This window comes from Luteolibacter sp. Y139 (assembly GCF_038066715.1).
Lineage (GTDB): Bacteria > Verrucomicrobiota > Verrucomicrobiia > Verrucomicrobiales > Akkermansiaceae > Haloferula > Haloferula soli.
In genome coordinates, this window is sequence record NZ_JBBUKT010000001.1 from 175,562 (window position 1) to 198,621 (window position 23,060).

The 23,060-nt window shown below is 61.8% G+C and carries 21 protein-coding genes; 14 read left to right on the forward strand and 7 right to left on the reverse strand.

Annotated features, from left to right (window positions below):
• The first annotated feature begins 9 nt into the window (after nucleotides 1–9).
• Entirely contained in the window at nucleotides 10–2,646 is a 2,637-nt protein-coding gene (locus WKV53_RS00750; RefSeq protein ID WP_341402361.1) for a DUF4118 domain-containing protein, read from the forward strand.
• A complete protein-coding gene (locus tag WKV53_RS00755; protein ID WP_341402362.1) occupies nucleotides 2,643–3,305 on the forward strand; it encodes a response regulator in 663 nt (220 codons plus the stop codon). The genes WKV53_RS00750 and WKV53_RS00755 overlap by 4 nt, the downstream gene beginning before the upstream one ends.
• Here WKV53_RS00755 and WKV53_RS00760 read toward each other — a convergent pair.
• From WKV53_RS00760 to WKV53_RS00775, 4 genes are all read right to left on the reverse strand, one after another.
• Entirely contained in the window at nucleotides 3,302–3,970 is a 669-nt protein-coding gene (locus WKV53_RS00760; protein WP_341402363.1) for a hypothetical protein, read from the reverse strand. The two genes, WKV53_RS00755 and WKV53_RS00760, sit on opposite strands and share 4 nt — an antisense overlap.
• Nucleotides 3,971–4,186: 216 nt before the next feature.
• Nucleotides 4,187–4,381 (reverse strand): hypothetical protein, encoded by a 195-nt coding sequence (locus WKV53_RS00765; protein WP_341402364.1) that lies wholly within the window; start codon nucleotides 4,379–4,381, stop codon nucleotides 4,187–4,189.
• A gap of 167 nt (nucleotides 4,382–4,548) precedes the next feature.
• Nucleotides 4,549–5,262: a class I SAM-dependent methyltransferase gene (locus WKV53_RS00770; RefSeq protein ID WP_341402366.1), complete on the reverse strand. Its 714-nt coding sequence runs from the start codon at nucleotides 5,260–5,262 to the stop codon at nucleotides 4,549–4,551.
• A 128-nt stretch (nucleotides 5,263–5,390) separates the two neighbouring features.
• The gene (locus WKV53_RS00775; protein WP_341402367.1) at nucleotides 5,391–6,344 is read right to left on the reverse strand and encodes an arabinan endo-1,5-alpha-L-arabinosidase; all 954 of its coding nucleotides are present in this window, start codon (nucleotides 6,342–6,344) and stop codon (nucleotides 5,391–5,393) included.
• A gap of 82 nt (nucleotides 6,345–6,426) precedes the next feature.
• Between WKV53_RS00775 and WKV53_RS00780 the strand changes: the two genes are divergently transcribed.
• From WKV53_RS00780 to lysS, 6 genes are all read left to right on the forward strand, one after another.
• Nucleotides 6,427–6,789: a protein-tyrosine phosphatase family protein gene (locus WKV53_RS00780; RefSeq protein ID WP_341402369.1), complete on the forward strand. Its 363-nt coding sequence runs from the start codon at nucleotides 6,427–6,429 to the stop codon at nucleotides 6,787–6,789.
• The gene (locus tag WKV53_RS00785; protein ID WP_341402370.1) at nucleotides 6,786–7,157 is read left to right on the forward strand and encodes a hypothetical protein; all 372 of its coding nucleotides are present in this window, start codon (nucleotides 6,786–6,788) and stop codon (nucleotides 7,155–7,157) included. Before WKV53_RS00780 ends, WKV53_RS00785 begins: the two co-directional genes overlap by 4 nt.
• A 78-nt stretch (nucleotides 7,158–7,235) precedes the next feature.
• A complete protein-coding gene (locus tag WKV53_RS00790) occupies nucleotides 7,236–7,628 on the forward strand; it encodes a BlaI/MecI/CopY family transcriptional regulator (protein WP_341402371.1) in 393 nt (130 codons plus the stop codon).
• Nucleotides 7,625–9,415 carry a M56 family metallopeptidase gene (locus tag WKV53_RS00795; RefSeq protein WP_341402372.1) on the forward strand — a complete coding sequence of 597 codons (1,791 nt, stop codon included), beginning with the start codon at nucleotides 7,625–7,627 and terminating at the stop codon, nucleotides 9,413–9,415. The genes WKV53_RS00790 and WKV53_RS00795 overlap by 4 nt, the downstream gene beginning before the upstream one ends.
• Entirely contained in the window at nucleotides 9,412–9,738 is a 327-nt protein-coding gene (locus WKV53_RS00800; RefSeq protein WP_341402373.1) for a hypothetical protein, read from the forward strand. Before WKV53_RS00795 ends, WKV53_RS00800 begins: the two co-directional genes overlap by 4 nt.
• Before the next feature lie 60 nt (nucleotides 9,739–9,798).
• Nucleotides 9,799–11,271, forward strand: a complete 1,473-nt coding sequence (gene lysS / locus WKV53_RS00805; RefSeq protein WP_341402375.1) for a lysine--tRNA ligase — start codon at nucleotides 9,799–9,801, stop codon at nucleotides 11,269–11,271.
• Between the two features lie 79 nt (nucleotides 11,272–11,350).
• Here the strand turns inward: lysS and WKV53_RS00810 are convergent, their stop codons facing one another.
• Entirely contained in the window at nucleotides 11,351–16,207 is a 4,857-nt protein-coding gene (locus tag WKV53_RS00810; RefSeq protein ID WP_341402376.1) for a PVC-type heme-binding CxxCH protein, read from the reverse strand.
• Between the two features lie 452 nt (nucleotides 16,208–16,659).
• Between WKV53_RS00810 and WKV53_RS00815 the strand changes: the two genes are divergently transcribed.
• The 4 genes from WKV53_RS00815 to WKV53_RS00830 all read left to right on the forward strand — a co-directional run bounded on the left by WKV53_RS00815 (nucleotide 16,660) and on the right by WKV53_RS00830 (nucleotide 18,361).
• A complete protein-coding gene (locus WKV53_RS00815; protein ID WP_341402378.1) occupies nucleotides 16,660–16,968 on the forward strand; it encodes a hypothetical protein in 309 nt (102 codons plus the stop codon).
• 32 nt (nucleotides 16,969–17,000) lie between these two features.
• The gene (locus WKV53_RS00820; RefSeq protein WP_341402379.1) at nucleotides 17,001–17,429 is read left to right on the forward strand and encodes a hypothetical protein; all 429 of its coding nucleotides are present in this window, start codon (nucleotides 17,001–17,003) and stop codon (nucleotides 17,427–17,429) included.
• Between the two features lie 178 nt (nucleotides 17,430–17,607).
• Nucleotides 17,608–18,072, forward strand: a complete 465-nt coding sequence (locus tag WKV53_RS00825; RefSeq protein ID WP_341402380.1) for an HIT family protein — start codon at nucleotides 17,608–17,610, stop codon at nucleotides 18,070–18,072.
• Between the two features lie 43 nt (nucleotides 18,073–18,115).
• Complete coding sequence (locus tag WKV53_RS00830; protein WP_341402381.1) at nucleotides 18,116–18,361, forward strand: hypothetical protein; 246 nt, start codon at nucleotides 18,116–18,118, stop codon at nucleotides 18,359–18,361.
• A gap of 51 nt (nucleotides 18,362–18,412) precedes the next feature.
• Here the strand turns inward: WKV53_RS00830 and WKV53_RS00835 are convergent, their stop codons facing one another.
• Entirely contained in the window at nucleotides 18,413–19,255 is an 843-nt protein-coding gene (locus WKV53_RS00835) for an AraC family transcriptional regulator (RefSeq protein ID WP_341402382.1), read from the reverse strand.
• Nucleotides 19,256–19,378: 123 nt separating this feature from the next.
• Here WKV53_RS00835 and WKV53_RS00840 point away from each other — a divergent pair, with 123 nt between their 5' ends.
• Nucleotides 19,379–19,825, forward strand: coding sequence for a cupin domain-containing protein (locus tag WKV53_RS00840; protein ID WP_341402383.1), 447 nt, complete (start codon nucleotides 19,379–19,381; stop codon nucleotides 19,823–19,825).
• A 4-nt stretch (nucleotides 19,826–19,829) separates the two neighbouring features.
• Here the strand turns inward: WKV53_RS00840 and WKV53_RS00845 are convergent, their stop codons facing one another.
• Nucleotides 19,830–21,575: an SMP-30/gluconolactonase/LRE family protein gene (locus tag WKV53_RS00845; protein WP_341402385.1), complete on the reverse strand. Its 1,746-nt coding sequence runs from the start codon at nucleotides 21,573–21,575 to the stop codon at nucleotides 19,830–19,832.
• Between the two features lie 122 nt (nucleotides 21,576–21,697).
• On the opposite strand from WKV53_RS00845, the gene tatC reads away from it, so the two are divergent.
• Nucleotides 21,698–23,035 (forward strand): twin-arginine translocase subunit TatC, encoded by a 1,338-nt coding sequence (gene tatC / locus WKV53_RS00850; RefSeq protein WP_341402386.1) that lies wholly within the window; start codon nucleotides 21,698–21,700, stop codon nucleotides 23,033–23,035.
• The last annotated feature ends 25 nt before the right edge of the window (nucleotides 23,036–23,060 follow it).

Sequence of the window (23,060 nt, forward strand, 5' to 3'; positions counted from 1 at the left end):
ACGGCTCCCATGACCGACGACCGCCCCGATCCCGACCAGCTGCTCGCGCAAGTCCAGCGCGAGGAGGGCCGGCGTCGTCCCGGGCGGCTGTTCATCTTCCTCGGCATGTGCCCCGGCGTGGGAAAAACCTACGCCATGCTGCTGGCTGCCCGCCAACGACAAGCGGAGGGCCTGCGCGTCCTGACCGGCATTGTCGAAACCCACGGTCGCGAGGAAACGGCAGCATTGTTAGACGGCCTCGAGATCCTGCGCCGCAAGCAGACCGAGCACAATGGCCACCTGCTCGAGGAGTTCGACCTCGATACCGCGCTTGCCCGCCGCCCCGATCTCCTGCTGGTCGATGAACTCGCCCACACGAATGCCACCGGCAGTCGTCACGCAAAGCGTTACCAGGATGTCCTCGAGCTGCTAGCCGCCGGTATCGACGTCTGCACCACCCTCAATGTCCAACACATCGAGAGCCAGGTTGATGTCGTCCGCCAGGTGACCGGCGTCTCCGTTCAAGAAACGGTGCCGGATTCCTTGCTCGATCGCGCTCACGAGATCCAGCTCATCGACCTCAGCGTCGAGAAGCTCCTCCATCGTCTGTCCGATGGCAAAGTCTACCTCGGCGACCGCGCTGATGCCGCCGCCGAAGGCTTCTTCCGCGAAGGCAATCTCACCGCTCTCCGTGAACTTGCCCTCCGCTTCACCGCCGAAAAGGTGGACCGCGATCTCGAGGACTTCCGCCGCGCACGCCGTGATGCCACCCCGTGGAAAACGAACGCACGCCTGCTCGTCGGCGTCGCGCCCACGCCCTACTCGGAAAGCCTCGTCCGCTGGACCCGCCGCGCCGCCGCCAGGATCGGTTGCCCATGGATCGGCGTCTGGGTGGAGGGTTCGCGACGCCTTCGCCCGGACGAGGAGGAACTCCTTTCGCGCGGCCTCGCCTTGGTCCGAAGACTCGGCGGCGAAGTGGTCCACGTCACCGGAGACGACGTGGCGAAGGCCCTGTTAGACGTGTCCCGCGATCGCAACGTCAGCCAGATCGTCGTTGGGAAATCGGACCGCGGACGCTTCCGCCGGGCTACGCTCACCGACCGCGTCATCGCCGGCAGCGACGATATCGATGTCTGCGTCGTCCGCCCGCTCCCCGGAAAGAAGCCGAAGCCGCCCAGCGACCCTGCTTCGGCTTCGCGGTGGCGCGACTATGGCAGCGCTCTCCTCCTGACGGCTGCCGTCACCGGTCTTTCGCTGCTATTGCTTCCTTTCAGCGGCTACATGGTCCCCGCCTTCATCTACCTGATGGCGATCGTGCTGGCATCGATGAAGTGGGACCGCGGCCCGATGCTGGTGATGGCCGGCGTGTCAGCCATGGCGTGGGACTACCTCTTCATTCCGCCACGCTTCACCTTTCACGTCGAGCAGCCCGAGGACATGGCCATGCTCGCCATGTTTTTCGTGGTGGCCCTCGCCATGGGCCAGCTCACCGCACGCCTGAAGATGCGCGAGCGCGCCGAGCGCGAGCGACAAGCCCACACCGACGCCCTGCTCCGCGTCACCCAGCAGGCCGCGCTGCATCCTGAGGCAGGAAAAGGCCTGGAAGCAGCGCTGCGCATCATCGAGTCCATCCTCGGCGGCCAGGTCGCCATCATGCTGCGTCAGGACGACCATTCGCTCTCGCCCAAGGCACATGCAGCCAGCGCCTTCGCACCGGAAGAAGCCGAGTTTGCCGTCGCCGCCTGGGCCTTTGCCAATCATCAGGCGGCAGGCCGTTTCACCGACACCCTTCCTTCTGCCTCGGCAACCTGGTTTCCTCTGCAAACCGCGACCTCGACCATGGGCGTCTTCGGCCTCATGCGGGACGCCGGTCAATTCACCTTCACCGAGCGCCAGGCCACGGAAGCCTTCGTCCTTCAGCTCGCGCTGGTGTTAGAGAAGGAACACTTCATCCAAGCCGTGCAACACGCCGAGCGATTGGAAGAAGGAGAAAAGCTCCGCCGCGCCCTGCTCGATAGCGTCTCGCACGAACTGAAGACGCCCATCGCAGTCATCCGTGCTGCCATCGATGCACGGGACACCGCCAACGATCCCTACCTCGTCGAAATCGACACGGCATCACGGCGCCTCCAGCGCATCGTCGAGGGCCTGTTGCACATGACCCGCCTCGAGTCATCGGTCATCGAGCCGCGGCTGGAGTGGTGCGATGTCCACGACATCGTTTCCGCCGCCTTGGAAGCGACCGGCGATATTCTCCGCGGACGTGAGTTTTCCAAGCAAATCACTCCTGACCTCCCCTTGGTGAAGACGGATCACGCCTTGTTGGAACAGGTGCTCGCGAATGTCCTTCACAATGCCGCCGCCCATACCTCTCCAAAGACGCCCGTCGAACTGACCGTCGTCCGCCACGGGAAGGGCATCGAGTTCATCGTGCGCGATCACGGCAAGGGAATCGCGAAAGGCGAGGAGCGCCGGATCTTCGGAAAATTCTACCGCGCCCCCGGTGCGCCCGCAGGAGGAACCGGCCTCGGTCTCTCCATCGCAAAAGGCTTTCTCCGCGCGCTCGGTGGTGAAATCGTCGCCCGCAACCATCCCGGCGGAGGCGCGGAGTTCACCATCCGCCTGACCGCCGAGACCATGGAAGCCACCGCTGTCGCCGAATCATGATCGCCCTCGTCATCGACGATGAAATCCAGATCCGCCGCCTGCTCCGGCTCGCGTTGGAGTCGCGCGACTACGGCGTCCATGAGGCGGAGAATGGCCAGCTCGGCCTGCAAGCCTGCGCCGTCCATCGGCCGGATGTCGTGCTGTTAGACTTGGGCCTGCCGGACCTCGATGGCGTGACCGTCCTCAAGCGCCTGCGCGAGTGGAGCGATGTCCCCGTCCTGATCCTGTCGGTGAAAGACAGCGAACCCGAGAAGATCGCTGCCCTCGAAGCAGGTGCCGACGACTACGTCACCAAGCCCTTCGCCACTGGCGAGCTGCTCGCCCGCCTCGCCGCGATCCAGCGTCGTCGCCATCGCAACGATGCACCCGAGATCGTCTTCGGCCCGCTGCTCGTCCGACTGGACCGGCATGAGGCGATTCTAAAAGGCGAAGAACTGAAACTCACCCCCACCGAGTTCGCCTTCCTCCGTGCACTGGTCAGACACCCCGGCAAGATCGTCACCCAACGCCAACTCCTGCGCGAGGTCTGGGGACCACAGGCGGAAGAGCAGACCCACTACCTCCGCGTTTACGCCAACCTCCTGCGTAAGAAACTCGGCGAACTGCTGCTGATCCGCAACGAACCGGGCATCGGCTATCGCATCGTGGAGCCGCTTTAGTCTGAAATCTCCAGCCGGAGACCAGAGCGCCCCATCGTTGTCAGATGGAACCCTGGATCATTCACGTCCGCATGAACCACATGCCGTCGCTCACGATCGGTGATGCGCAGCACGGTCCCGGCGGAATCGATGAAGGATGGCTGGAAGCACGCCGTCCCACGGCACCCGCGTGAGCTAACATCCACCTCCAGTTCCCGGCACTCGTGGAGAATCCGGCAGGCACCATGGACGATCGAAGTATCGCAATCCGGATTCACCGGACGCTCCCATTCATCGAGCCACGCTCCCGCACCCAGTCGGCGGCTCTCCATGCAATCGAGCGATGCCCCCTTGAAATGATCGATCAATGTCCTCACCACCGGTGAATCCCACACATGGCCATCCAGACGGATCGAAAGATGAATCGGCCTGCCGGGCTCGGCCATCGCCAGCAGCGGCCGACGGTCGCTGGCATCGGCAATCAAATAGGTCGCAAGCGGCCGACGGGTATCGGTCTCCAGACCGCTCAAGCGATCATGCAGCACATGCCACGCTTCCTCCCGATACGCGACGCTGAGTCCGAACGGTGTCGTCTTCGCCAGACTCAGTCCCTGCTGCCGCAATACGAGGGTCGTCTGGCCAAGACAGCAGAGGTGATTGAGCAGTTCCGGAAGCGAACCCCGCAACTGATAGGCACAGGAGCAGGGAGCACATGGACTTTTCCTCCACGAACAGAACATGCTGGGAACCTAGATCACGCCCCCGGCCTCGTGCTCGCGCTGGCTTGCGGAACTTGCGCCCCGCATTGCGAATTCTCCACCGATCCCGCTCCCTGCAAACAAGATGCCCCGGCCTTCGCAGACCAGGGCATTGCTCATGACCAGAGTGTTGGCGGAAGACGATCAGTCCTTCTTTTCAAAGTCCCCGCACCAGTCATCGCCGGCAGTCACGGGAAACATCGATTCGAACTTCACTTCCTCATCGACCTCGAAGGCGACGGTCTGCGGAGCATGGCGACGGCATTCACCGGCATCTTCTTCAAGATTGTTCCAGAAAGCACACGCAGCGCAGGCACGGTTGGCGGTTTTCGTTTTCATCGTAGTAAATGGTGGTTGAAAAGGTTGTCTCTAACATGAGCGCCGCATCGGCCAATGCGCAAGCGAAGAACGCACTGAGATACAGTCTCAATCCACACGCATTCAATGAATTGCGAGGCATTCTCAATTACCACCGCCGAACCCATGGCAATTCACCGCCAATTTCATCAAGAAGCAGATTCCAAGCGCTGCGCAAACCATCCGCGAATCAGCACCGACTGATAAAACGCCACCGGCATCTCGAAACCAGCCGAAGCGATCAGCGATGCAACGTGCTCCGGAGACGTCACAGCAACGTTTGTCCCGTAGGCACCACGCACCGCTTCGATCTGCTCGGGCAAGAAGCCAGCATACTCGAACAGGCTCGCCCACACCTTGAAAAGCTCCGCGTAGTCCGGAGATGTTAGATCGGCCGAGAGGTCGCTGCTTACCAGATAGCCACCAGGGACCAGACGTTCCGCGATGCCCCGGAAGAAATCGCGGCGGCGATCCTCATCCAGCACGAACTGGGAAACAAGGAAGGACGTTGCCGCATGAAATGGCTCCCCTATCGGCAAGGACTCGAGGAATCCCTCATGGAACTCACAGCGCCCGGCGACTCCCGCATCGTTCGCCTTCTTCCGGCAGAGATCGAGCATCGGTCCCGATGGTTCCACGGCGGTGAATCGCCAGCCTGGAAACTTCGACGCCAGCGCCAGCAGCTCCGCCCCCGTACCCGCTCCCACGCACAAGACGCGCGCATCGGAAGGGAGCCGGGCGAGGATCCCGTGCGTTAGCAAATGCAACGCCTCGCGCATGGGTTCCAGCTTGGCGAAACGAGCATCGTAAGCGGCGGCCTGCTCCGGGCCGAATCCGGTGAGTGAAGGTGAAGACGAGGACATGGGATCGTAGGTGGGCGTTCGCGTAGCTTGTCGCGACACCCCTGACTCCATCAAACGCAACCCAAGTGCAATATCATTATCGCAAATTTTATGCACTTCCTCCCGCCTGCCGCAGCAAGCGCTAGGCTTCACTCCGTCACCGGCCAGCCGTTCTTCCACGCGAGCGGCAACATCCGCAAGTCGGAGCGGCCGTTGCGATCCTTGTCGTAATAGTGATGCACCAGCCACTCCTTCCCCTTCTCACGGAAGATCGAAGCATGACCCGGACCGATGAAGCGCCCCTGCGTCGCGAGAAAAGCTGAACCGCCTCCGTCCTTCATATCGGTCCCATCCTTGTCGAGATACGGCCCCGTGATCTTCTTGCTGCGACCCACGCGGATCTCATAGGTACTATCCACGCCACGGCAGCATTTGCCCCAATTCACGAAGAGATAGTACCAGCCATCGTGCTTGTGAATGAATGGAGCCTCGATCTCCATATTCATCGCGAGCTTCAACGGCGCATCGTCATTCTTCCGCAGGCCCGTCTCAGGATTGAGCTCGATGAGGAAGATCCCCTCCCAAAATGACCCGTAGCTCATCCACAGCTTCCCATCGTCGAGAATCACCGCGGGATCGATCGCATTGAAACGATCCGCCCGTCGCGAGCGCATGACCACGCCCTCATCCTTCCACCCGTAGTCCTTCGACTTCGGATCCAGCGTCTTGCCAGTCACAAGGCCAATCGCCGAATGATTCGAGCCGAAGCTGGAGACCGAGTAGTAAACGAACCACCTGTCCTTGAGCCGGATGATGTCCGGCGCCCACAGATGCCCCTTGTTCTCCGGCACCTCCGTCTTGTGCCATGCCGGATACTCGCGGAAAAGCGGCGCCTCCCGCTTCCAGCGCCCGTCGTTTTCGCGATGGAGCAGGCTGATTCCCATACCGGTGCAAAGGCACCACGCCTCCGCACCCTCCGTCACCACCGTCGAAGGATCATGGATCCGCGGATACGGATCATCCGGCCGGAACTGCGCGGCAAGCGGCAGTGCAGCGGCAAGAAAGAGAAGGAAAACCCGCGGAAGCATGAGGAAGGAACGCATCAGGCAGAGGGATGTTTCGGATACTGTCACGATGGACTTCAACTGCCTTGCCGCACGCCGGGGCACCCGGCAATCCTATCGCATGGAAATCCCCCACATCCTGTGGTTCGCCGTCACCGCGAGCTGCCTGGCAGGCTGCATCGCATGGCATCGGAAGTCGCCCTCGCGGCCTCTTGTCATCACATCATGCGGACTCTGCTGGATGCTGCTGCTCAGCCTCCCGGGCCTCTACGCCTCCTTCTTCGGCTACCGCGAACTCTCACGATACGCCGACGCTCTCTTCGCAGGGTCGGCACCTCTCGAACTCGGCTTTCGTAGCTCAGGAGCGCTACTGGTGTTTTGCTGTTCTGCGCTGTCACGGGCCGGCACGGCATTGCTCGCATTCGGACTATGGAAGCTTGGCAGCGCCCTCACCCCTGAAGCGGAAAAAATCACAAACCCATGATCCTTTCCTCGCTTCTATATCAGTTGTCGGACCTCGCTTGGTACGTTTTCTACTTTGCCTGGGCTATCGTCGCCATCGCCTGTTTCAGACTGTCCAAGCGTGGCGCTGACAAGACCTTCGCCATCTCCGCGTGGCTCGCGATCGCGGGCGTGGCATTGACCGGCTTCCCATGGATGATCGGATGGGCGACGGCGTATCTGCCGGGACGGCCGGATTGGATCGGAAACGTCTGCTTCTACCTCGCAAAGGCCGCTAACATCGCCTACTTCGGCCACTTGGTCGCATTCGCGGTGGCTGCTTTCCACACCGCCACCCGGCTTCCTGCGCAGCCGCGTGCGATTTCGGGATCGGGAGAGACTTCGGACTGAAGAAAGCGCTCCGACGACATCTGTCGTCAGATTCGGCTTGCCACCGACGACATCTGTCGTCACAAGCTCCGCACGACCATGAAGCCCCTTCCCGCGCTTTCCCCTGCCGAACAAGCGTTGATGGATCTGATCTGGCAAAAGCAGCCCGTCTCCGTCGCTGCCCTGCTTGAGCTGGTGAACAGCGACCGCGTCGAGCCCATCACTCGCAATACCCTGCAAACCCAGCTCACCCGCCTCGAAGCCAAGGGCTGGCTGAAGCACGAGGACGGCGACCGCGTCCGGCTCTACCGATCCGCCGTCCCTGAAAAACGTGGCCGCGGAAAAATCCTCACCGAGCTCAAGCAGCGCCTCTTCGGCGGCTCCGGAATCTCTCTCGTTCGCTGCCTCGTCGAGGAAGGCGGCCTGAGCGATACCGAGATCAAGGAACTCAATGAGCTGATCGCGAAGCACCGGAAAGGGGGCAAGCCATGAGCCTGCCCGACCACTACCTCGTGACCGTGGCGCTGCACGCCCTTGTGCTCTCCACCGCGGTCTTCCTCGCGATCCTTTGCCTCCGGAGGCCGCAGCGCATTTCAGTGGTCGCCTTGTGCGGCACCCTGGCCATTGCGCTTCTTCCGTGGATCTCTGCGATGAGACCGCAGTCACCTGCCGCCCCGAAGAGCATCGAACAATCGGGCGCTTCTACCGCGGTGACCTTGCCCGAGTGGACCGTCGTGCGAATTCCCATGGTGGAAACATCCACGCCCGCCACGCCAGTCTCCTCATCGTCTTTCGAGATGCCGGAGACAGCGACGCTTGTTACAGCGATCTGGGCACTAGGTGGCATGCTTGCCTTCATCCCGCTCATGCTGGCCGTCATCAAGCTGCTCCGCTGGCGGCGCACGCTCGCCCGGCCGGACGACGCAGCATGGCAAGCGATTCATCAGGCAGAACCGGATCTTCCCAGCCGATGCCACTTCCGGATCTCACCGGTTGATGCCAGCCCCTGCGTCACCGGCTTCTTCAAGCCCGTCATCGTCATCCCGCCTTTCTTGCTCGATCCCGCGAAACGCCGCGAACTCCGCTGGGCCTTGCGCCATGAATTGAGACACTGGCAAGGAGCTGACTCACGGTGGATCATGGCCTTGGAATGGATGCGAATCACCCAGTGGTGGAATCCCTTCGTCCATCTCCTCGTCTCCCGCTGGAAGATGGCGCGCGAACAAGTCTGCGACATCGCTGCAAGCGACGATGACCGCGCAACCTATGGCGAGTTCCTCATCGAGATGGCCGCCCAGCCATCCTCGCCCCATCCCCTCGCCGTAACCATGGTCCGGCAACATCGGCTGAAAACGCTGAAAACTCGCATCGTGACCATCCTGGCAGCAGCACCAGGAACCGTAACCCGGCTCGAAAAGAGCGTCCTCTTCTCCGCATGCCTCGCGATGCTGGGAGCCGCGCTGGTGATCTCCTGTGTGAAGGTCGGAGACCCCGTCAAGGATCTGCAGGGATCAAGCACCTCCATCGAGCAGGTCGCCGCAACCTCTGAGGAGGAAGGCCCCGCCAAGCGGCTCCAGTCAGGCTTCGCTGCCCAAGTCAAAATCCAAACCAAGGTCATCGTTGCCGATACCCAGGAAGTGCAGGGCGGAAGCGTGCTCACCGACGCAGAGATGCAGCAGTTGATGAGAAAATTCGCCCAGAAAAAGGGCACCGATCTGATGACCTTTCCCGTCGTCACGGCACGTACGGACGAAATGGCGCTGATCGAGATCCTGCGGGAACATCCCGACGACCCTCCTTGGCAAACCGACTTCAACCACCCCGAACTGCGCAAGAACCGCTTTGCCGGCTGGAGCATTCGCGTCGCCCCCACCTACGATGACGGGAAGATCAGAGTCCGCGCAGAGGTCGGCTACGGGTATGTGCCGGGCGGTCACTACTCGCCGGATGCGGGAGCCCATTCCATGTTCGATAAGGACGAAAAGATCGATTGGAAGAAGCTCGTGCGGAAGGATGCCACCGGACGTGGCACCTTGAACGCGGGCGAAACCCTCGCGATCGACCTCGGCAAAATGGAGAACAACCGCTTCGGAACGATCTTCTTCACGCTCGTTCCGATCAGTCCAACCGGATTTGAGCTGAAGAGCTTCAAGGAAGCCGCCCGCCGTCGTCCTGTCGTTGTCGCAGGAAAGCTGAAACTGCGCGGAACCATCCTTGAGCGTGAATTCTTCGAGGAATTGGTCACCGCATACTTGGAAGATGTCCCAGTCATTCCATGACACTGTCAAAAGAGACGTGGAACCGGATGAAAAAGAAGCTGGGGGTGGAGAAAGCCCCGGCAGTCGAACTCGACCAAGACAAACCCGTCACCCTAGCCGGAGAAAACGAAGTTGCCTTCACCGGCAAGTTGCTCAAGACCGAGGACGGCACCTACCCCAGCGTCGAGTGCTGGCCGGAAAAGCGTATGAAAACCCATCCGCAATTGGGACCCTCCTTCCCATTGGCGGCGAGGCAGGATGGAGTGGCAGTCATCCAGCTACAGCCACGCAAGCCCGGGATGGTCCGCCTGCTCTTCATCGAGGTGGAGACGGAGCCGAGGTGAGCACCCGCTGCGCCTTGCCACTTGCCACGGGGCGCTCGGGGCATTACTCCCTGCCCCGCCATGTCAGAAACCGCTCAGCCCCAATCGACCGAAGCCGAACTCATCGCCGTCCGCCGTGAGAAGCTCGGCAAATTGCGCGAGCTCGGCGTGGATCCCTTCGGGGCGGCCTTCGAGACCACCCACACCCCCATCGGCCTGCGCGAAAACTTCGCCGAAGGCCTCCAGGTGAAGGTCGCCGGTCGCGTCAATGGCTGGCGGAACATGGGCAAGTCCTGCTTTTTCCACGTCGGCGACATCCACGGTCAGGTTCAGGGCTTTATCTCTGTGAAGGAGCTCTCTCCCGAAGACCTCGCCATCTTCGAGTGCCTCGAGCGCGGCGACTGGCTCGGCATCGAGGGCGAAACCTTCCTCACCCGCACCGGCGAGCCGACCGTGAAGGTCGCCAAGTTCACCGTGCTCTCGAAGTCCCTGCGCCCTATGCCCGACAAGTGGCACGGCGTCGCCGACCGCGAGATCAAGTACCGCAAGCGCCACCTCGACCTCATGTCGAATGAGGAAAGCGCCGCCGTCTTCGTCACCCGCAGCCGGATGGTCGCGGAAATCCGCAGCTTCTTCCACGAGCGCGGCTACCTCGAAGTCGAGACGCCCATGCTGCAGGACATCCCCGGCGGTGCCGCGGCGCGTCCCTTCGAGACATACCACAATGCGCTCGGCATGCCGCTCACCATGCGCATCGCGCCGGAGCTCTTCCTCAAGCGCCTGCTCGTCGGCGGCTTCACCAAGGTCTTCGAACTCAACCGCAACTTCCGCAACGAAGGCATCTCCCGCCGCCACAATCCCGAGTTCACCATGCTGGAGGCCTACCAAGCCTTCGCTGACTTCGAGATCATGGCGGACCTCGTCGAGACCCTCGTCTGCCGCCTCGCCGAGAAGTTCTGCGGCGGCCTGAAGATCGAGCACAAGGACGAGGAGGGCAACGTCACCCGCACCATCAATCTCGAGCGCCCCTGGAAGCGCGCGAACTACCACGACCTCATCGCCGAGGCCGCCGGTGCCGACTTCTTCACCATCACTGCAGAGCAACGCCGCCAGCGCTGCGAGGAACTCGGCGTCCAGATCTCTGAAAACATGGAAGACCACGAGGTCATCCAGCAGGTCTTCGAAAAGAAGGTCGAGGAACACAGCTTCGACCCTTGCTTCGTCACCCGTGTCTCCAGCGAACTCGTCCCGCTCGCCAAGGTCACCCCCGGCGGCAAGACCGTCGAAGTCTACGAGCTCATCATCAACGGCCAGGAAATCAGCCCCGGCTACTCCGAGCTCAATGACCCGGACGTCCAGCGCGACCGCCTCGAACACCAGGCCGGCGGCGAGGAAGAACAGAAGGTCGACTACGATTTCATCGAAACCCTCGAGCACGGCATGCCCCCCGCCGGCGGCATCGGCATCGGCATCGATCGCCTCATCATGATGCTCACCGGCGCCCCCACCATCCGCGACGTCATCCTCTTCCCGCTCCTCAAGCGGAAGGACTAAGACGACATCGTTCTCTTCTCGCTGCCAAAGCGAGAAAACTAAGGAGGGGGGACACTCTTGTCCCCCCTTTTCGTTTACCTTACTTCCCGCCCGCCCACTTCACCGCATTCGCCAGCAGCTTGCGGAAGTTGGCCTCGCGGTGGACATCCCCGTCGTGACCCAGGGCAATGCACACGACCCGCGACTTCGGGTGCTCCACAATCCACACGGACGGATGCTTCTTGGCCGTCTGGCTGGAGACTGAAGTCTCCACCAGCACCTGCACCTTCGCATCCGGCAGGAGGTTCACCTGATAGAGTTCATCGCGCACCTTGAACTCACCCTGCACGCCGGCGACCACCGGATGCTCCGGCTTGAGAACCTTCAGGCTGAACTCGCCGAGCGGATCGTGCGCCCGGGCTCCGCCACCGACGAAGGTCGTATTGTAAGCCGACCAATCGGCGAAGTTATACCACGTCGCCGGATGAAGCAGCACCAGGCCACCGCCATCCGCCACATAGGAAGCAAAGGCCCGCTGAAACTCGGGGGAACGGACGTAAGCCGGATTGTTCGTGCTGAAGACAAACACATCCGCGCGCGCCAACTCTTCAGCCGCCTTGCCGGGGTCCGAGGTGTAGAGCGTCGCACAGCCTACATCGCGCAAGACACCCTGATCCTCGCGATCAAACCACGCCGAGAAATCATGCGAGCCACCGCCGCCGGCAAGCAGCACGCGGAGCTTTTCCTTCGTCGCGGGCAAGGACGCATTCGATTGCCCATCCGGCCCGCCATCGACCGGCGGCGGGGCGATTTTGCCGTCCTTCGCGGCAGCCTCCAAGGTGATCGCCGCAATCATCGGCGCCGCCACCTTGTTGCCGCTGGTGAGCACCAGCTTCTCGATCACCCCATCCTTCTTCTTCAAATCGCGCCACAGGTAGCGCATCTGGCCGTGATCCACGAGATCTGCCCAAGCCGAACCCGGAACGTCGATGCGGCCCGCGTGATCCGCGAACTCCACGCCGTTGCGCAAAGCGATCTCCTCCACTCCGCCACCGACATAGTGAACGGCGATGGTCACCAGCGCATCCTTCTCCCGCATCACCGGGAAGCCCCAGCCCGCGACCCCGCCTAACAAATGCAAGCGGCTCACCGCGGCATTCACCGGAATCTCAACGCTCTCCGGCATCGTCCGGCTCACCGCGCGATCTTCCATCCCACCCTTCAGCACGATGACATTCTTGCCACCTGGCGTGGTCAGCGGATCAGGAAGCTGGAAGGGCACGCCGTGCTCTTCGACGAGGCCATATTTCTTGATACCCACACGATCCCCCGCGACATCCGGCGAGAGATAAACGCCACGGCTACCATCGGCAGTCGCCGCCTTGCCGAAGGAGAGCGTATGGAATCGCTGCTCACCCGAACGGAGGTAGGCAATCAGATCCCGCAGCGGCTCGGCCCCCAAGCCCTCAAAGCCCTCCGGCATCAGCGACTTGCCGGTATTTGTGCGATTGGCGATCGTGTTTAGCGGCACCTCAGTCTCACCGGACGCATTCTTCACGAAGATGCTGCTGGCCGTCTCCCGGCTGATGAATCCGGACAGCGTGCGGCCATCGGTGGTGGTGACGTTCCACACATGATAGCTCGGCTCCACCTCGCGATTCGGATCCACGATGTGAGTCAGCAGCGTCTCGACACCATGGACGCCGATGCCCTCGAGCACCGGCCCGATAAGCGCACCTTGTTCATGATACTTGTGGCACGTCGCACAGGTGGCGAAGAGCAGCTTCCCCGTCTCCGCATTCCCCGGCTTGCTGACTTCCGGCAACAAGCGCGCAATGATCGCATCCTTCGCCTCGCTGGCACCGCGCAGCTTCTTCATCAGCGGCGCCGCATGCTCCTTCACCTTCGCATCCGGGTGATCGGCCAAGCGCGGCAGCACCGTGGTGCCCACCACCGCCAGCGTCAGCTCGCCGCTATCCAAGGCATCAATAAGAGCAATCGCAGAAGCCGGCTTGCCCAACAACGCCTCCAGCGCCTTCGCCTTGTCCTGCGGACTGAGCGCGGAAAGCGAGCCAATCAGCAGCTTCGCACCATCGGCCGAACCACTGGCCGCAATCGCATCCCGGATCGCACCCGACTTCGCCGCACCGGCAGCAAGCGCCGTGGAAAGATCCTTCGAATACACCGGCAGGGCCGCGAGCGAAACCAGCACGGGCTCATCGGAGCCAGCAGCCTTCAACAACTCCGCCACCGCGCCATCGACCTGCTCCGCCTTCCAACCCTTCGCCGCCAGCGGCAGCGCCGCTGCCCGCACCTTCGGCGAGCCTTTCGCGGCCAACGCCCCAAGCGCTTGATCCAGTCGCGCACTGCGCGGCAGTTCCCCCTGATAGAGCGAATTCAAACACGCCACCGCCATCTCTTCGGAACCTTCCAGCGCCGCGAGCATGCCAGCCAGTTGATCGGCATCCTTCCGACCGGCATCAAAGAGCAAGCGCACCAGACCCGCATGCTTCGCCGCATCCGGACCCGCCAGCGACTTCGCCAGCACCGCCGCCGGATCATGCTTCGACAAGCGCGCCACCGCCGCGAGCGACCAGCGATCATCGGTGGGAACGGCTGCCAGTGCATCAGGAGAAATCACGGCATCACCGGGAAGCCCAGCCAACCACTGCAAGCGCACCCGCGATTCCTTCTCCTTCGCAAGTTGGTCACCAATCGCATCCACCACCTTCTTCGTGGCAAATTGCGGATACGCACCGATCACACGACCCGCAGTCACACGGATTCCTGCATCGGCATCATCCAGCGTGGCGATCAGCTCGTTCTCCTCCAGCACACCAGCCGCAGCACGAACCCACATCGAGTGAATCTTCGCCACACCCTTCGCATCCTTGAGCTTCGCAGCGGCAGCTTTGACATCGCCGTCCTCGATCAAGCGCTGGGCACGGAAGCGCACCTCACGGTTCGGATGGCCAAGCGCGGCAATGCGACCATCAAGCGTGGTCAGATCCACCTTCGGCAGCGGCTTCGATTGCTTGTGGCTATAGCGCTGGATGCGTCCGAAGAAATGATCCCGGTCCGGCCGCGCAGCCTGATTGTTCCACAAATGGATCGGCCCGCGCGGGTCATTGTGAAGGATCGCCTGGTTGTAAAAGTCGATCACGTAAAGCTGCCCATCCGGGCCAACGCGCGTGTCGATCTGCCGGCTCCAGAAGTCGCGCGTCGCCGAGAACTCCTCATCCCGGACCTTCTCCGCCTTGTAGGTCACCCCATCCGGTGAAAGCGCCTCATGGTGCACGATGTGCACCGTAGGCTCGCAGGTGAAGTAACCCATCTTCCACTGATCGGGCCACGCTCCACCTTCATACACCGCACAGCCGCAAGCCGCCGTGAAGGACCCAATCACATCGTTGGGTTGATTCTCCACGATCTCCTCCCACGACATCAGCGGCTTCACCGGCCGCAGGTGCACCATCACCTGCCACGAAGGCTGATTGCCGACGCCCCCCTCCGCCATCACGCGATCACTGACCGGCACGTGCATCACGAGGTCACCGGAAGTCGGCTGGGTGAAAAACATCTCCCCATCCGCCGTGACATCCACACCCCAGCAGTTCCCGCTCTTGGCGCTCACCATCTCGATCTTGGACCCATCCGGCTTGAAGCGAACGATCCCGGAACCGATTCCGCCGAAGTCCGTCTTGCCATCACCCGAGGTGACCTTCCGGGACGACGAGTAGCCATGCGTCGCATAGACCCACCCATCCAAGCCCCAGCGCAGGTTATTGAGCACCGAGTGCGTATCGAAAGTGCCGAGGCCGGTGTAGAGCACCTCGCGCTTGTCAGCCTTGCCGTCCCCATTGGTATCACGGAGGTAGAGAATGCTCGGCGGCTGCGCGACGATCACTCCGTCTTTGTAAAAGCAGAAGCTCGTCGCCATATCCAGGTCATCGGCGAAGACGTGCTTGGTATCCATCACCCCGTCGCCGTTCTTGTCCTCCAGCCACGAAACCGTGTCGCGCCCCGGCCGATCAACGGCGGCAGGCTTGTCCAGATTCGTCTCGCGCTGCCACACCGAGTACATCGACTCCGGTCCCCCACCCCGCTTGCCTTCCGGATACTCGAGACTCTCGATCACCCACAGCCTGCCCTTCTCATCCCAATCGAGATTGAGCGGCTTCGAGATCAATCCCTCGGAGGCGACAAGCTCCGCCTTGAAATCGGGATGCACCTTCAAGCTCTCGATCTCCTTCTGCGGCGAAAGCGGACCGCCCGGCGGATACACCAGCGCGGCGAGATCGTCCTTCGTCGAAAGCTCATCCACCTTCTCCTCACCCGCAGCCCACAGCAGCGAACGGCGCATCATCGTCCGGATCGCCGGATGCGACCGCGTCTCCGCGCGCTTCCCCGGAACGAAATACACCACCCGCCCCTTGCCCTTGCTCTCGGTCCACACCACCGGCGAGACACCATAGACGTAAGGCTGCGGCTCCGTGCCCTTCATGTGCTTCCGGTTCGGCGACCACGTCGTCGTCAGCACCTGATCACCGGCCGCCACGTCGAGCCCGTGGATCATCTCATCCTCGATATCGAAATTCGAGATCCCTTTCGTCAGCTGATTCTCGCGCCCCGGCGGCGTGAAGAACATCGGCACCGTCCCCGACCAGCGAACGGCCTCGCCCTTCACCCAGCCGGAAGCCGTGATCGCATCATGCACCAGCACCACGCCACCACCCTTCTCCACGAAAGCCTCGATCAAGCGCCGCTGCTCATCAGTCCAGCGCTCGCCCCCACCCAACACGATCACTTTGGCCTTAGCCAAATCCTCCGCAGCCGGAAAGCCGCCTTTCGACGGTGCTCCTTCCACCGTGCCCTCCTGCACGAACATCGGGGGCGGAGCCGCCTGGGTGACGGTCATCCAAGCAGTACAAAGAATCGCAGCAAGGGTCGTTCTCATGGGTTGGTCGCCTCTTCTACTTTAGTAACCACGAAGGTTCTAGCCTCCGCAGCAAACGCGATACGGGATTGTGGATTTCAGCGGCGGATCTCCGCCAACTGCTAGGGGATCACTACGGATCATCGTCAATCATGGCTTCCCGGCACGATCTCCGCCAACCATTCCTCCACGAGTTCTTCTGAACAGATTGCGGTGCGAAAGCCACGCCCCCCCTTGCCGTCCCCCGCAAGCCTCTTGCCGGGGCCCCCGGGCAAGCTCACCTTGTAACTAACCGGGGTGCCGGGCTTCAGGCGCCGGTAGCTCCATTCCTTTCGCTCCGGAGAGCGGCAGATCTGCGGATACCACGAGGAGCCTCCCACCGTATCCTCGTAAAATTCCAGTCCTTACGTCTCGTGCACAAGTGTCCGAAATGCGGAGCAGAGTTGCTTGTGGAGCATCCCAAGGGTCCATCCATGTGGATCGAGCGATGCTCTTGCTGCGACTACGAAGGCGGAGGCACAATCTCGCTTCCCATCTCGGAAACCCCCTACTTCGACCTCGACAAGGTGGTCTCAGGTTACTTCCAACTCTCGGAATTGGCGCAGGTTGCCGAGTTGCGCAGGATCTTGCCGGAGCTGCAGTCGCAGCCGAGTGCCAAGGTGATTGAGCAGTTGAGATCGGATGGCTTGCGTTGGCACATGGAGCGCATTGAGAATGGGAAGGCCGTTGGCTATACCCGGGAAGCACGGGAGCACGGGATCAACTTCATCATTGTCGCCTAGCAATTCCGCCCTCGTCCCCGATTCCATAGTCCATGGACAACCGCTGCCCAGACTGTCAGTCGCCTCTCCACAGCTTCCGCCGTGGCGCTTGTTTATGTGTCGAGTGTTCCTCCCCTTCGTGCCCTTGGGGCGCGGTTACGACATTCCCCATCCCCATTTTCATCGACCACATCCGCTACTCGATCGTCATCCCTGCCCTCCCTGAAGCCACCCCGGCGGTGCTTATTGAGCTCAATAAAAGGTTCACACACGGCATTCCCGTCACCCGCAGCCTCGCCACCCGGGGAGAGCTGCCTCCATTCGAGGCCCGCGCGCACGAAGTCTGGCACGAGGCCCATCGGCTCCGCGATGCTGGCATCCCCTTCCGCATCGAACCGGACTATCCCTTCGACCTTGATGTACCCGAGACGGCATTCGGCCCACCGGATGGACATCTTTCTGATGAACCTGCAAGCATCTAGCCACACACTCCGGCCAACAATACTCACGCCATGCGCCCCCTCCGATACTCCGGCTGCCGCGAGCACTGCGCGATGCTCGCCGACGAAGAGTTGCAGCATGCCGACCTGAAGCTCGTGGACCGAAGGAGTTCAAATCAGAGGCAGTGGCCATGCGCTACGAACCCAAACGGTAGCCAAGATGCCTAGCTCACCGCACAAGCAGTTTGCCGACCCTGCGACGTCCGATTGCATCTTCTGCCGTATCGCCAGCAGTGAACTCGAAGCCAGTTTGGTTTTCGAGAGTCCCGCGGTAATCGCCTTTCTCGATCTTTCCCCGATCAATCCCGGCCACACCCTCGTGATTCCCCGGCGCCACGTCTCTTCATTCTCGGACCTCCAGCCTGCCGAAGCCCACGCTCTGGTAGAGGTGGCACAGCGTATCGCGACATGCCTCAAGGCGATGTTGCCGGATTGCGAAGGGATCACCTTATCCCTCGCCGATGGTGAGGTCGCCGGACAAGAGGTTCCCCATGCCCATTTCCACGTCATTCCCCGGCACGCGAACGATCACTTTGGCTGGCGACGCTTTGGCCAACGAGCCGAGCGATCCCATCTCGATTCAACGGCAGCACGACTTCGCGAGCAACTCAAGTCCGAGCGATGACCGCCACGCCTGACCCTACGCTATCACATCTTCTCAAGCTCACATGAAACGAACCGGAAAGTGTCCCAAGTGCGAGTGCACCAACATCATTGCCGACGCGAAGGTAATCGACCGCGCCCACGGCAACATCCAGCAGGAATTGTCCATCGCTACCTTCCGGAACCCCGGGGCTCTTTTCTTCAAGGAGAAGCAAGAGACCACCGTTTCGGCCTGGGTATGCTCCAGCTGCGGCTACGTGGAATTCTATGCCGACCACCCGGGCACCATCGACCTGTCGGAAGACGAGTAAGCTACCACGGCACTCCGGAAAATCGGCTGCGATTGATTCAGTGGCCCCGCCTCACCGCCGGTTCTCCGAAGGCCGCCACCCGATCCACTTCTTGTAGGTGTTAGAAAAGGTATGCGGGTTCGAGTAGCCCACCATCCGCGTGATCGTCTCCACCTTCTCGTCCGTCGTGGACAGCAGATGCCGCGCCGTCTGCATCCGCAGAAAGGTCACATGCTGCATCGGACTCCGCCCAAGCTCATCGCGACAAAGCCGCCGCAAGTGCTCCTTGCACACACACGCGCGCGCCGCCAGCTCCTCCAGCGACCACGAGTGATCCAGCGACTTCTCCACCGCGTCCCACAGCTTCCATAGCCGCGCATCGCTCTGGTGCGGCTGCGCGAAACGCAGCACATAGCCGTGAATCAGCTCCGTCCACAGGTGCAACATCGCCGGCGCATTCGCTCCAGTACACTCCGCATGCAGCCCTTGGATCGCATTCAACAAAGGCTGCGGATCATAAGCACCGAGCACCGGCGAAGCAGCCGACACGATCGGATTCGACTCACGCGATTCCAAATAGCGCACCCAGCACATCCGCCACGGCTCGCGACCCGTCGTCTTCATCGCATTCGTCACGAACGGCGGCAGCAGGCAGGCCTGCCCGGCCGTCACACTCCGCCATTGCCCGTCCGCCTTCACCAATCCACTGCCGCTGTAGCACGCGAGCATGAAGGTCCCCGACTGATCCGGCCGCGACATTTCAAACGCCGGACCACCCTCCAAAACCCCCGCGTGCGCGATGTGATGCTGCGCCAGCAAAGGGCACACCGGGCTATCGCGCAGCCAGTCGCGGTCGTCGCTGGCGTCGGCGCGAGTCACCGAACGCCGGCTCGCTTGGGTCTCAGGAGCGGACATGCCCTCCCACCCTAACCGCCCGCGTCCACTCCGCAAGCCTCCGGAATGTGCAGATTCGATACGGAAAATTGCGCTGCTTGAGCTTGCCGCCTTCCCTCACCCCCTCGAAAGTGCAGATCTGATATGAGCGAGTCACCCAAGCGTTTCGTCCAGGAAGGGGAACAGATCCACGAAACCAACGCGTGGACCCACAACGAATGGCTGTGCCGCCCCGACCTCGTCGCCGCGGAAAAGCTCCTGATGGTTCGCGCCACCATGCCCGGCGGCCATTGCCACCCCTTCCACCGCCACCCGCACCGCGAGGAGATCATCCACGTACTCTCCGGACGCGCCGAACAGTGGGTCGGCAACGAATACCGCATCCTTGGCCCCGGCGAAATCGCCCACCTCCCCGCCGGCGTCGTGCACGCGACCTACAATCCCTTCCCCGAGACCCTCGTCTTCCACGCCATCCTCTCCCCGGCCAAGCTGCCGGACGACCTCGCCGCTGCCGTGGACCCCGAAGACGTCTCCGATCAGGAACCATGGGCGTCACTCCGCAATGGAATGACGCCCTGCCGAATGCTCTAACGGCTTACAGCCCCGGCTTCGGCGGATTGACCGGCTTCTCCCACGCCTTGATGCCGGTGAGCTGGGTCTTCCGCTTGAAGACCTTGTCACCCGCGGTGACATAAAGCGTCTTCAAATCCGTCCCACCGAAACAAAGGTTCGAAGGAAAGCGCGCCCCCGGAATCGGCGGCAGGATCAGGTTCACACGACCCGGCTGGTCGCAGATCTGCACGCCCATCGCCGTCGCGACCAGTAGCCAGCCATCGCGCGTCACCTTCAGTCCATCCGCACGACTGCGCGGATCCGGATCCGCCGGTGGTAGGTGCAGGTGATGATACGGCTGCACGTTTGTTAGAGAGCCATCCTTCGCACGGCAGGCGTCCCAGACGTAGCGGCCATTCGGATCGGCGATCTCCACCCGTGTCTGGTCAGGCGTGAGAGTCACCCCATTCACCCCATTGCAGCGGTCGGTCCCCATCACCTTGTCCTCGCCGGGACGAATGACCCACACCGCCTTCTTGTCCGGCTCGGTCGCATAAATGATGCCGTCGTTGGCGACGACCAGATCGTTCGCCTTGATGTCCTTCGCGTGGACCTTCTCTTCCTTGGTCGTGATGTCCCACGAGACGATCTCACCGCTGCCAGCGCGGCACCCGTAGAGGCGGCCATCCGGACCGAAGGCAAGGCCATTGGTCCCGCGGCTATTCTCAAGGAACACCGATACCGTACCATCCGCCGCCACCCGATGAATCGTATTCTTCGGGATATCCGTGAAGAAGATCCCGCCATCCGGCGTCGTGATCGGTCCCTCGGTGAAGCCATATCCCTCGCCCACGAGCTGCCAATCCTCTCCGGTTACCAACATCTCCTTCGCCCGGCTACGACAGGCATCGTAGTTCACCGCCACCGGCTTCGGGAAATCCTTCCACAGCCAGCGCAGCGCTTCTGGCATGATCGCTCCGCCATGCTGATGCGAATGCGGCCCCTCGCCCCAGTTGTGATTCACCTCGTAGCCTGAGAAGGTCAGCGCTCGCTCCATCGACTGGTTCGCCATCCACCAGTCACCACCGTAGATGTTCAGGTCATTCGACCCATCTTGGAGGAAGACACGCAGTGGCTTCGGCTCGGTCTTGCGCACCAGCGTCGGAAATTCATCCGCACCCCGCAGGCCGACATACGTCCCGATCATCGAGTAAACGCGCCGGAAGGCATCTGGCCGTTGCCAAGCCACATTGAAAGCCGCGATCGCTCCGGACGACGCACCACAGATCGCGCGATGGTCCGGATTGTCGCTGATCTTATAGTCCTTCGCCACGACCGGAATCAGCTCCTCGATCAGAAACCGCGCATAGTCTCCGCTGAACGCATCATACTCGTAGCTCCGATTGAAACGCGGCTGGCTCTCGCCATTTCCCGCTGGCACCACACCCGGATCCACGAAAAGCCCGATCGTCACCGGCATCTCCCCTTTCGCGATCAGGTTGTCGAAAACGATTGGGATCTTGTTAGCCCCGCCCTCGCTCACATAGCCGCCGCCGTCTTGGAAGACCATCAGGCAGGCCGGTTTCGACGGATCATACTGAGCCGGAACGTGCAGCCAGTAGGTCCGCTCGGTGCCCGGATAGATTTTACTGCCGGAGAAGCTGTGCTTGGTGGTCACCCCCTTCGGCACCCCATCTTGGCGAACCGACGCGGGATCAACGGGATACGGACCTTCGGCATGCAGGGCTGCCAGCGGAAGGAGGGCGAGGAGGCAAAGTGCGGGTTTCATCGGAAAGGAACAGGGACGGAGCGGAAAGCGGCAATCTTTCCCGATGACGAAACCCGCGAAAGGACCGGGAATGATCCCTTGCCAGCGGGCCGGGCCACGCATTGAATCCGCCGCGACCGGCGATGTTTTTGCTGAAAAAGGTTTTCCAACTGCGGGACAAGGCGAACCCGGATAACGAAAAGCCTTTCCTGGATCACCTCGAGGACCTGCGGGTGATGATCAGCCGCATCGTCATGACACTGCTGGTGTCCATGCTGATCTGCTTCAGCTTCCAGGACCAGCTGATGGTGATCATCCGCAAGCCGGTCAATGAGGTGATGGCCATCCACGAAACGAAGATGCTGCCATCGGACGTGGACCGGGCATCATGGGATCAGGCTCGGAAAATCGAACACGCCATCGCCGGACTCGAACCCGCGAACGCCAATTACATACTCGCCCAGTTCGACGAGAAGACTCGGATGCTCGTGGATGCCGTCCGCCTGCTGCGTGCTTCGATCGTGCTGCCGGAGGCAAAGCGCGCCGAGTTCCTCCAGCAGGCAAAGGCGGACCCGCCCATGGCGGAGCTCATCAAGACCCTTCTTGCCAATGGAGCCCAGCCGGAGATCGACGCCCGGGGAAATCTCCAGATGATGACGGTGCTCACCCCCACGGAGCCCTTCATGCTTTCCATGAAGCTGGCGTTCTTCGCCGGCATCGTCCTCGCCTTCCCCTTGCTACTGCTCTTCGTGCTGCAGTTCGTGCTTCCGGGCCTCCACTCCCATGAGAAGAAGGTCCTGTGGCCCGCGCTGGCTATCGGCTTCGGACTGTTCCTCATCGGGGTCTGCTTCGCCTACTTCGCGGTGCTTCCCCGCGCCCTCACGTTCTTCTTCGAGTGGGGCCTCTCGATGGGCGTCTCGAATGACTGGCGGATCGGCGAATACGTGACCTTCGCCACCCAGTTCACCCTGCTCTTCGGCTTGTCGTTCGAGCTCCCGGTCGTGGTCATGGTGCTCGTGAAGCTCGGCCTGCTGACCTACGAGTCGATGAGCCGCACCCGGTCCTACGCCATCCTGGCGATCGTGGTGGCCGCCGCCGTCATCACCCCCACCCCGGATGCCTTCACCATGTGCCTGATGGCCGGGCCCATGATCATCCTCTACGAAATCTGCATCTGGCTCGCATGGTTCGATGCCAAGAAACAGCGCGAGACCGAAGCGGCCGAGGACAGCCAGCGCTTGGAGCGACTGCTCGATGACGAACGCGCCACTGAACAGCGCCACGACGACGAACCGGAAGGCGGCGAGGAAGAAGACCGCGGCGACCATTGGGACCCCTCATCCTCCGAAGAAGGCTGGAAGGCCGGCCAAGAGGACGAGACCCCTGCCAAGGAACACGATGCGCCTGTAGAGGACAGCGACACTCCTGCGAAGGAAGGCGACACCCCGCCAGACCATGGTCACGGCGAGGAAAAGCGGTGAATTACCGACCTTTGAGGAAAGCTAA

What these genes read in the sequence shown, in the direction of transcription:
- WKV53_RS00770 (WP_341402366.1), bottom strand. Translation starts at nt 5,262, where the DNA reads ATGTCCTCGTCTTCACCTTCACTCACCGGATTCGGCCCGGAGCAGGCC.
- WKV53_RS00775 (WP_341402367.1), bottom strand. Translation starts at nt 6,344, where the DNA reads ATGCGTTCCTTCCTCATGCTTCCGCGGGTTTTCCTTCTCTTTCTTGCC.
- WKV53_RS00840 (WP_341402383.1), top strand. Translation starts at nt 19,379, where the DNA reads ATGAGCGAGTCACCCAAGCGTTTCGTCCAGGAAGGGGAACAGATCCAC.
- WKV53_RS00755 (WP_341402362.1), top strand. Translation starts at nt 2,643, where the DNA reads ATGATCGCCCTCGTCATCGACGATGAAATCCAGATCCGCCGCCTGCTC.
- WKV53_RS00795 (WP_341402372.1), top strand. Translation starts at nt 7,625, where the DNA reads ATGAGCCTGCCCGACCACTACCTCGTGACCGTGGCGCTGCACGCCCTT.
- WKV53_RS00835 (WP_341402382.1), bottom strand. Translation starts at nt 19,255, where the DNA reads ATGTCCGCTCCTGAGACCCAAGCGAGCCGGCGTTCGGTGACTCGCGCC.
- WKV53_RS00825 (WP_341402380.1), top strand. Translation starts at nt 17,608, where the DNA reads ATGCCTAGCTCACCGCACAAGCAGTTTGCCGACCCTGCGACGTCCGAT.
- WKV53_RS00845 (WP_341402385.1), bottom strand. Translation starts at nt 21,575, where the DNA reads ATGAAACCCGCACTTTGCCTCCTCGCCCTCCTTCCGCTGGCAGCCCTG.
- lysS (WP_341402375.1), top strand. Translation starts at nt 9,799, where the DNA reads ATGTCAGAAACCGCTCAGCCCCAATCGACCGAAGCCGAACTCATCGCC.
- WKV53_RS00810 (WP_341402376.1), bottom strand. Translation starts at nt 16,207, where the DNA reads ATGAGAACGACCCTTGCTGCGATTCTTTGTACTGCTTGGATGACCGTC.
- WKV53_RS00780 (WP_341402369.1), top strand. Translation starts at nt 6,427, where the DNA reads ATGGAAATCCCCCACATCCTGTGGTTCGCCGTCACCGCGAGCTGCCTG.
- WKV53_RS00800 (WP_341402373.1), top strand. Translation starts at nt 9,412, where the DNA reads ATGACACTGTCAAAAGAGACGTGGAACCGGATGAAAAAGAAGCTGGGG.
- WKV53_RS00820 (WP_341402379.1), top strand. Translation starts at nt 17,001, where the DNA reads ATGGACAACCGCTGCCCAGACTGTCAGTCGCCTCTCCACAGCTTCCGC.
- WKV53_RS00830 (WP_341402381.1), top strand. Translation starts at nt 18,116, where the DNA reads ATGAAACGAACCGGAAAGTGTCCCAAGTGCGAGTGCACCAACATCATT.
- WKV53_RS00750 (WP_341402361.1), top strand. Translation starts at nt 10, where the DNA reads ATGACCGACGACCGCCCCGATCCCGACCAGCTGCTCGCGCAAGTCCAG.
- tatC (WP_341402386.1), top strand. Translation starts at nt 21,698, where the DNA reads ATGTTTTTGCTGAAAAAGGTTTTCCAACTGCGGGACAAGGCGAACCCG.
- WKV53_RS00815 (WP_341402378.1), top strand. Translation starts at nt 16,660, where the DNA reads ATGTGGATCGAGCGATGCTCTTGCTGCGACTACGAAGGCGGAGGCACA.
- WKV53_RS00765 (WP_341402364.1), bottom strand. Translation starts at nt 4,381, where the DNA reads ATGAAAACGAAAACCGCCAACCGTGCCTGCGCTGCGTGTGCTTTCTGG.
- WKV53_RS00785 (WP_341402370.1), top strand. Translation starts at nt 6,786, where the DNA reads ATGATCCTTTCCTCGCTTCTATATCAGTTGTCGGACCTCGCTTGGTAC.
- WKV53_RS00790 (WP_341402371.1), top strand. Translation starts at nt 7,236, where the DNA reads ATGAAGCCCCTTCCCGCGCTTTCCCCTGCCGAACAAGCGTTGATGGAT.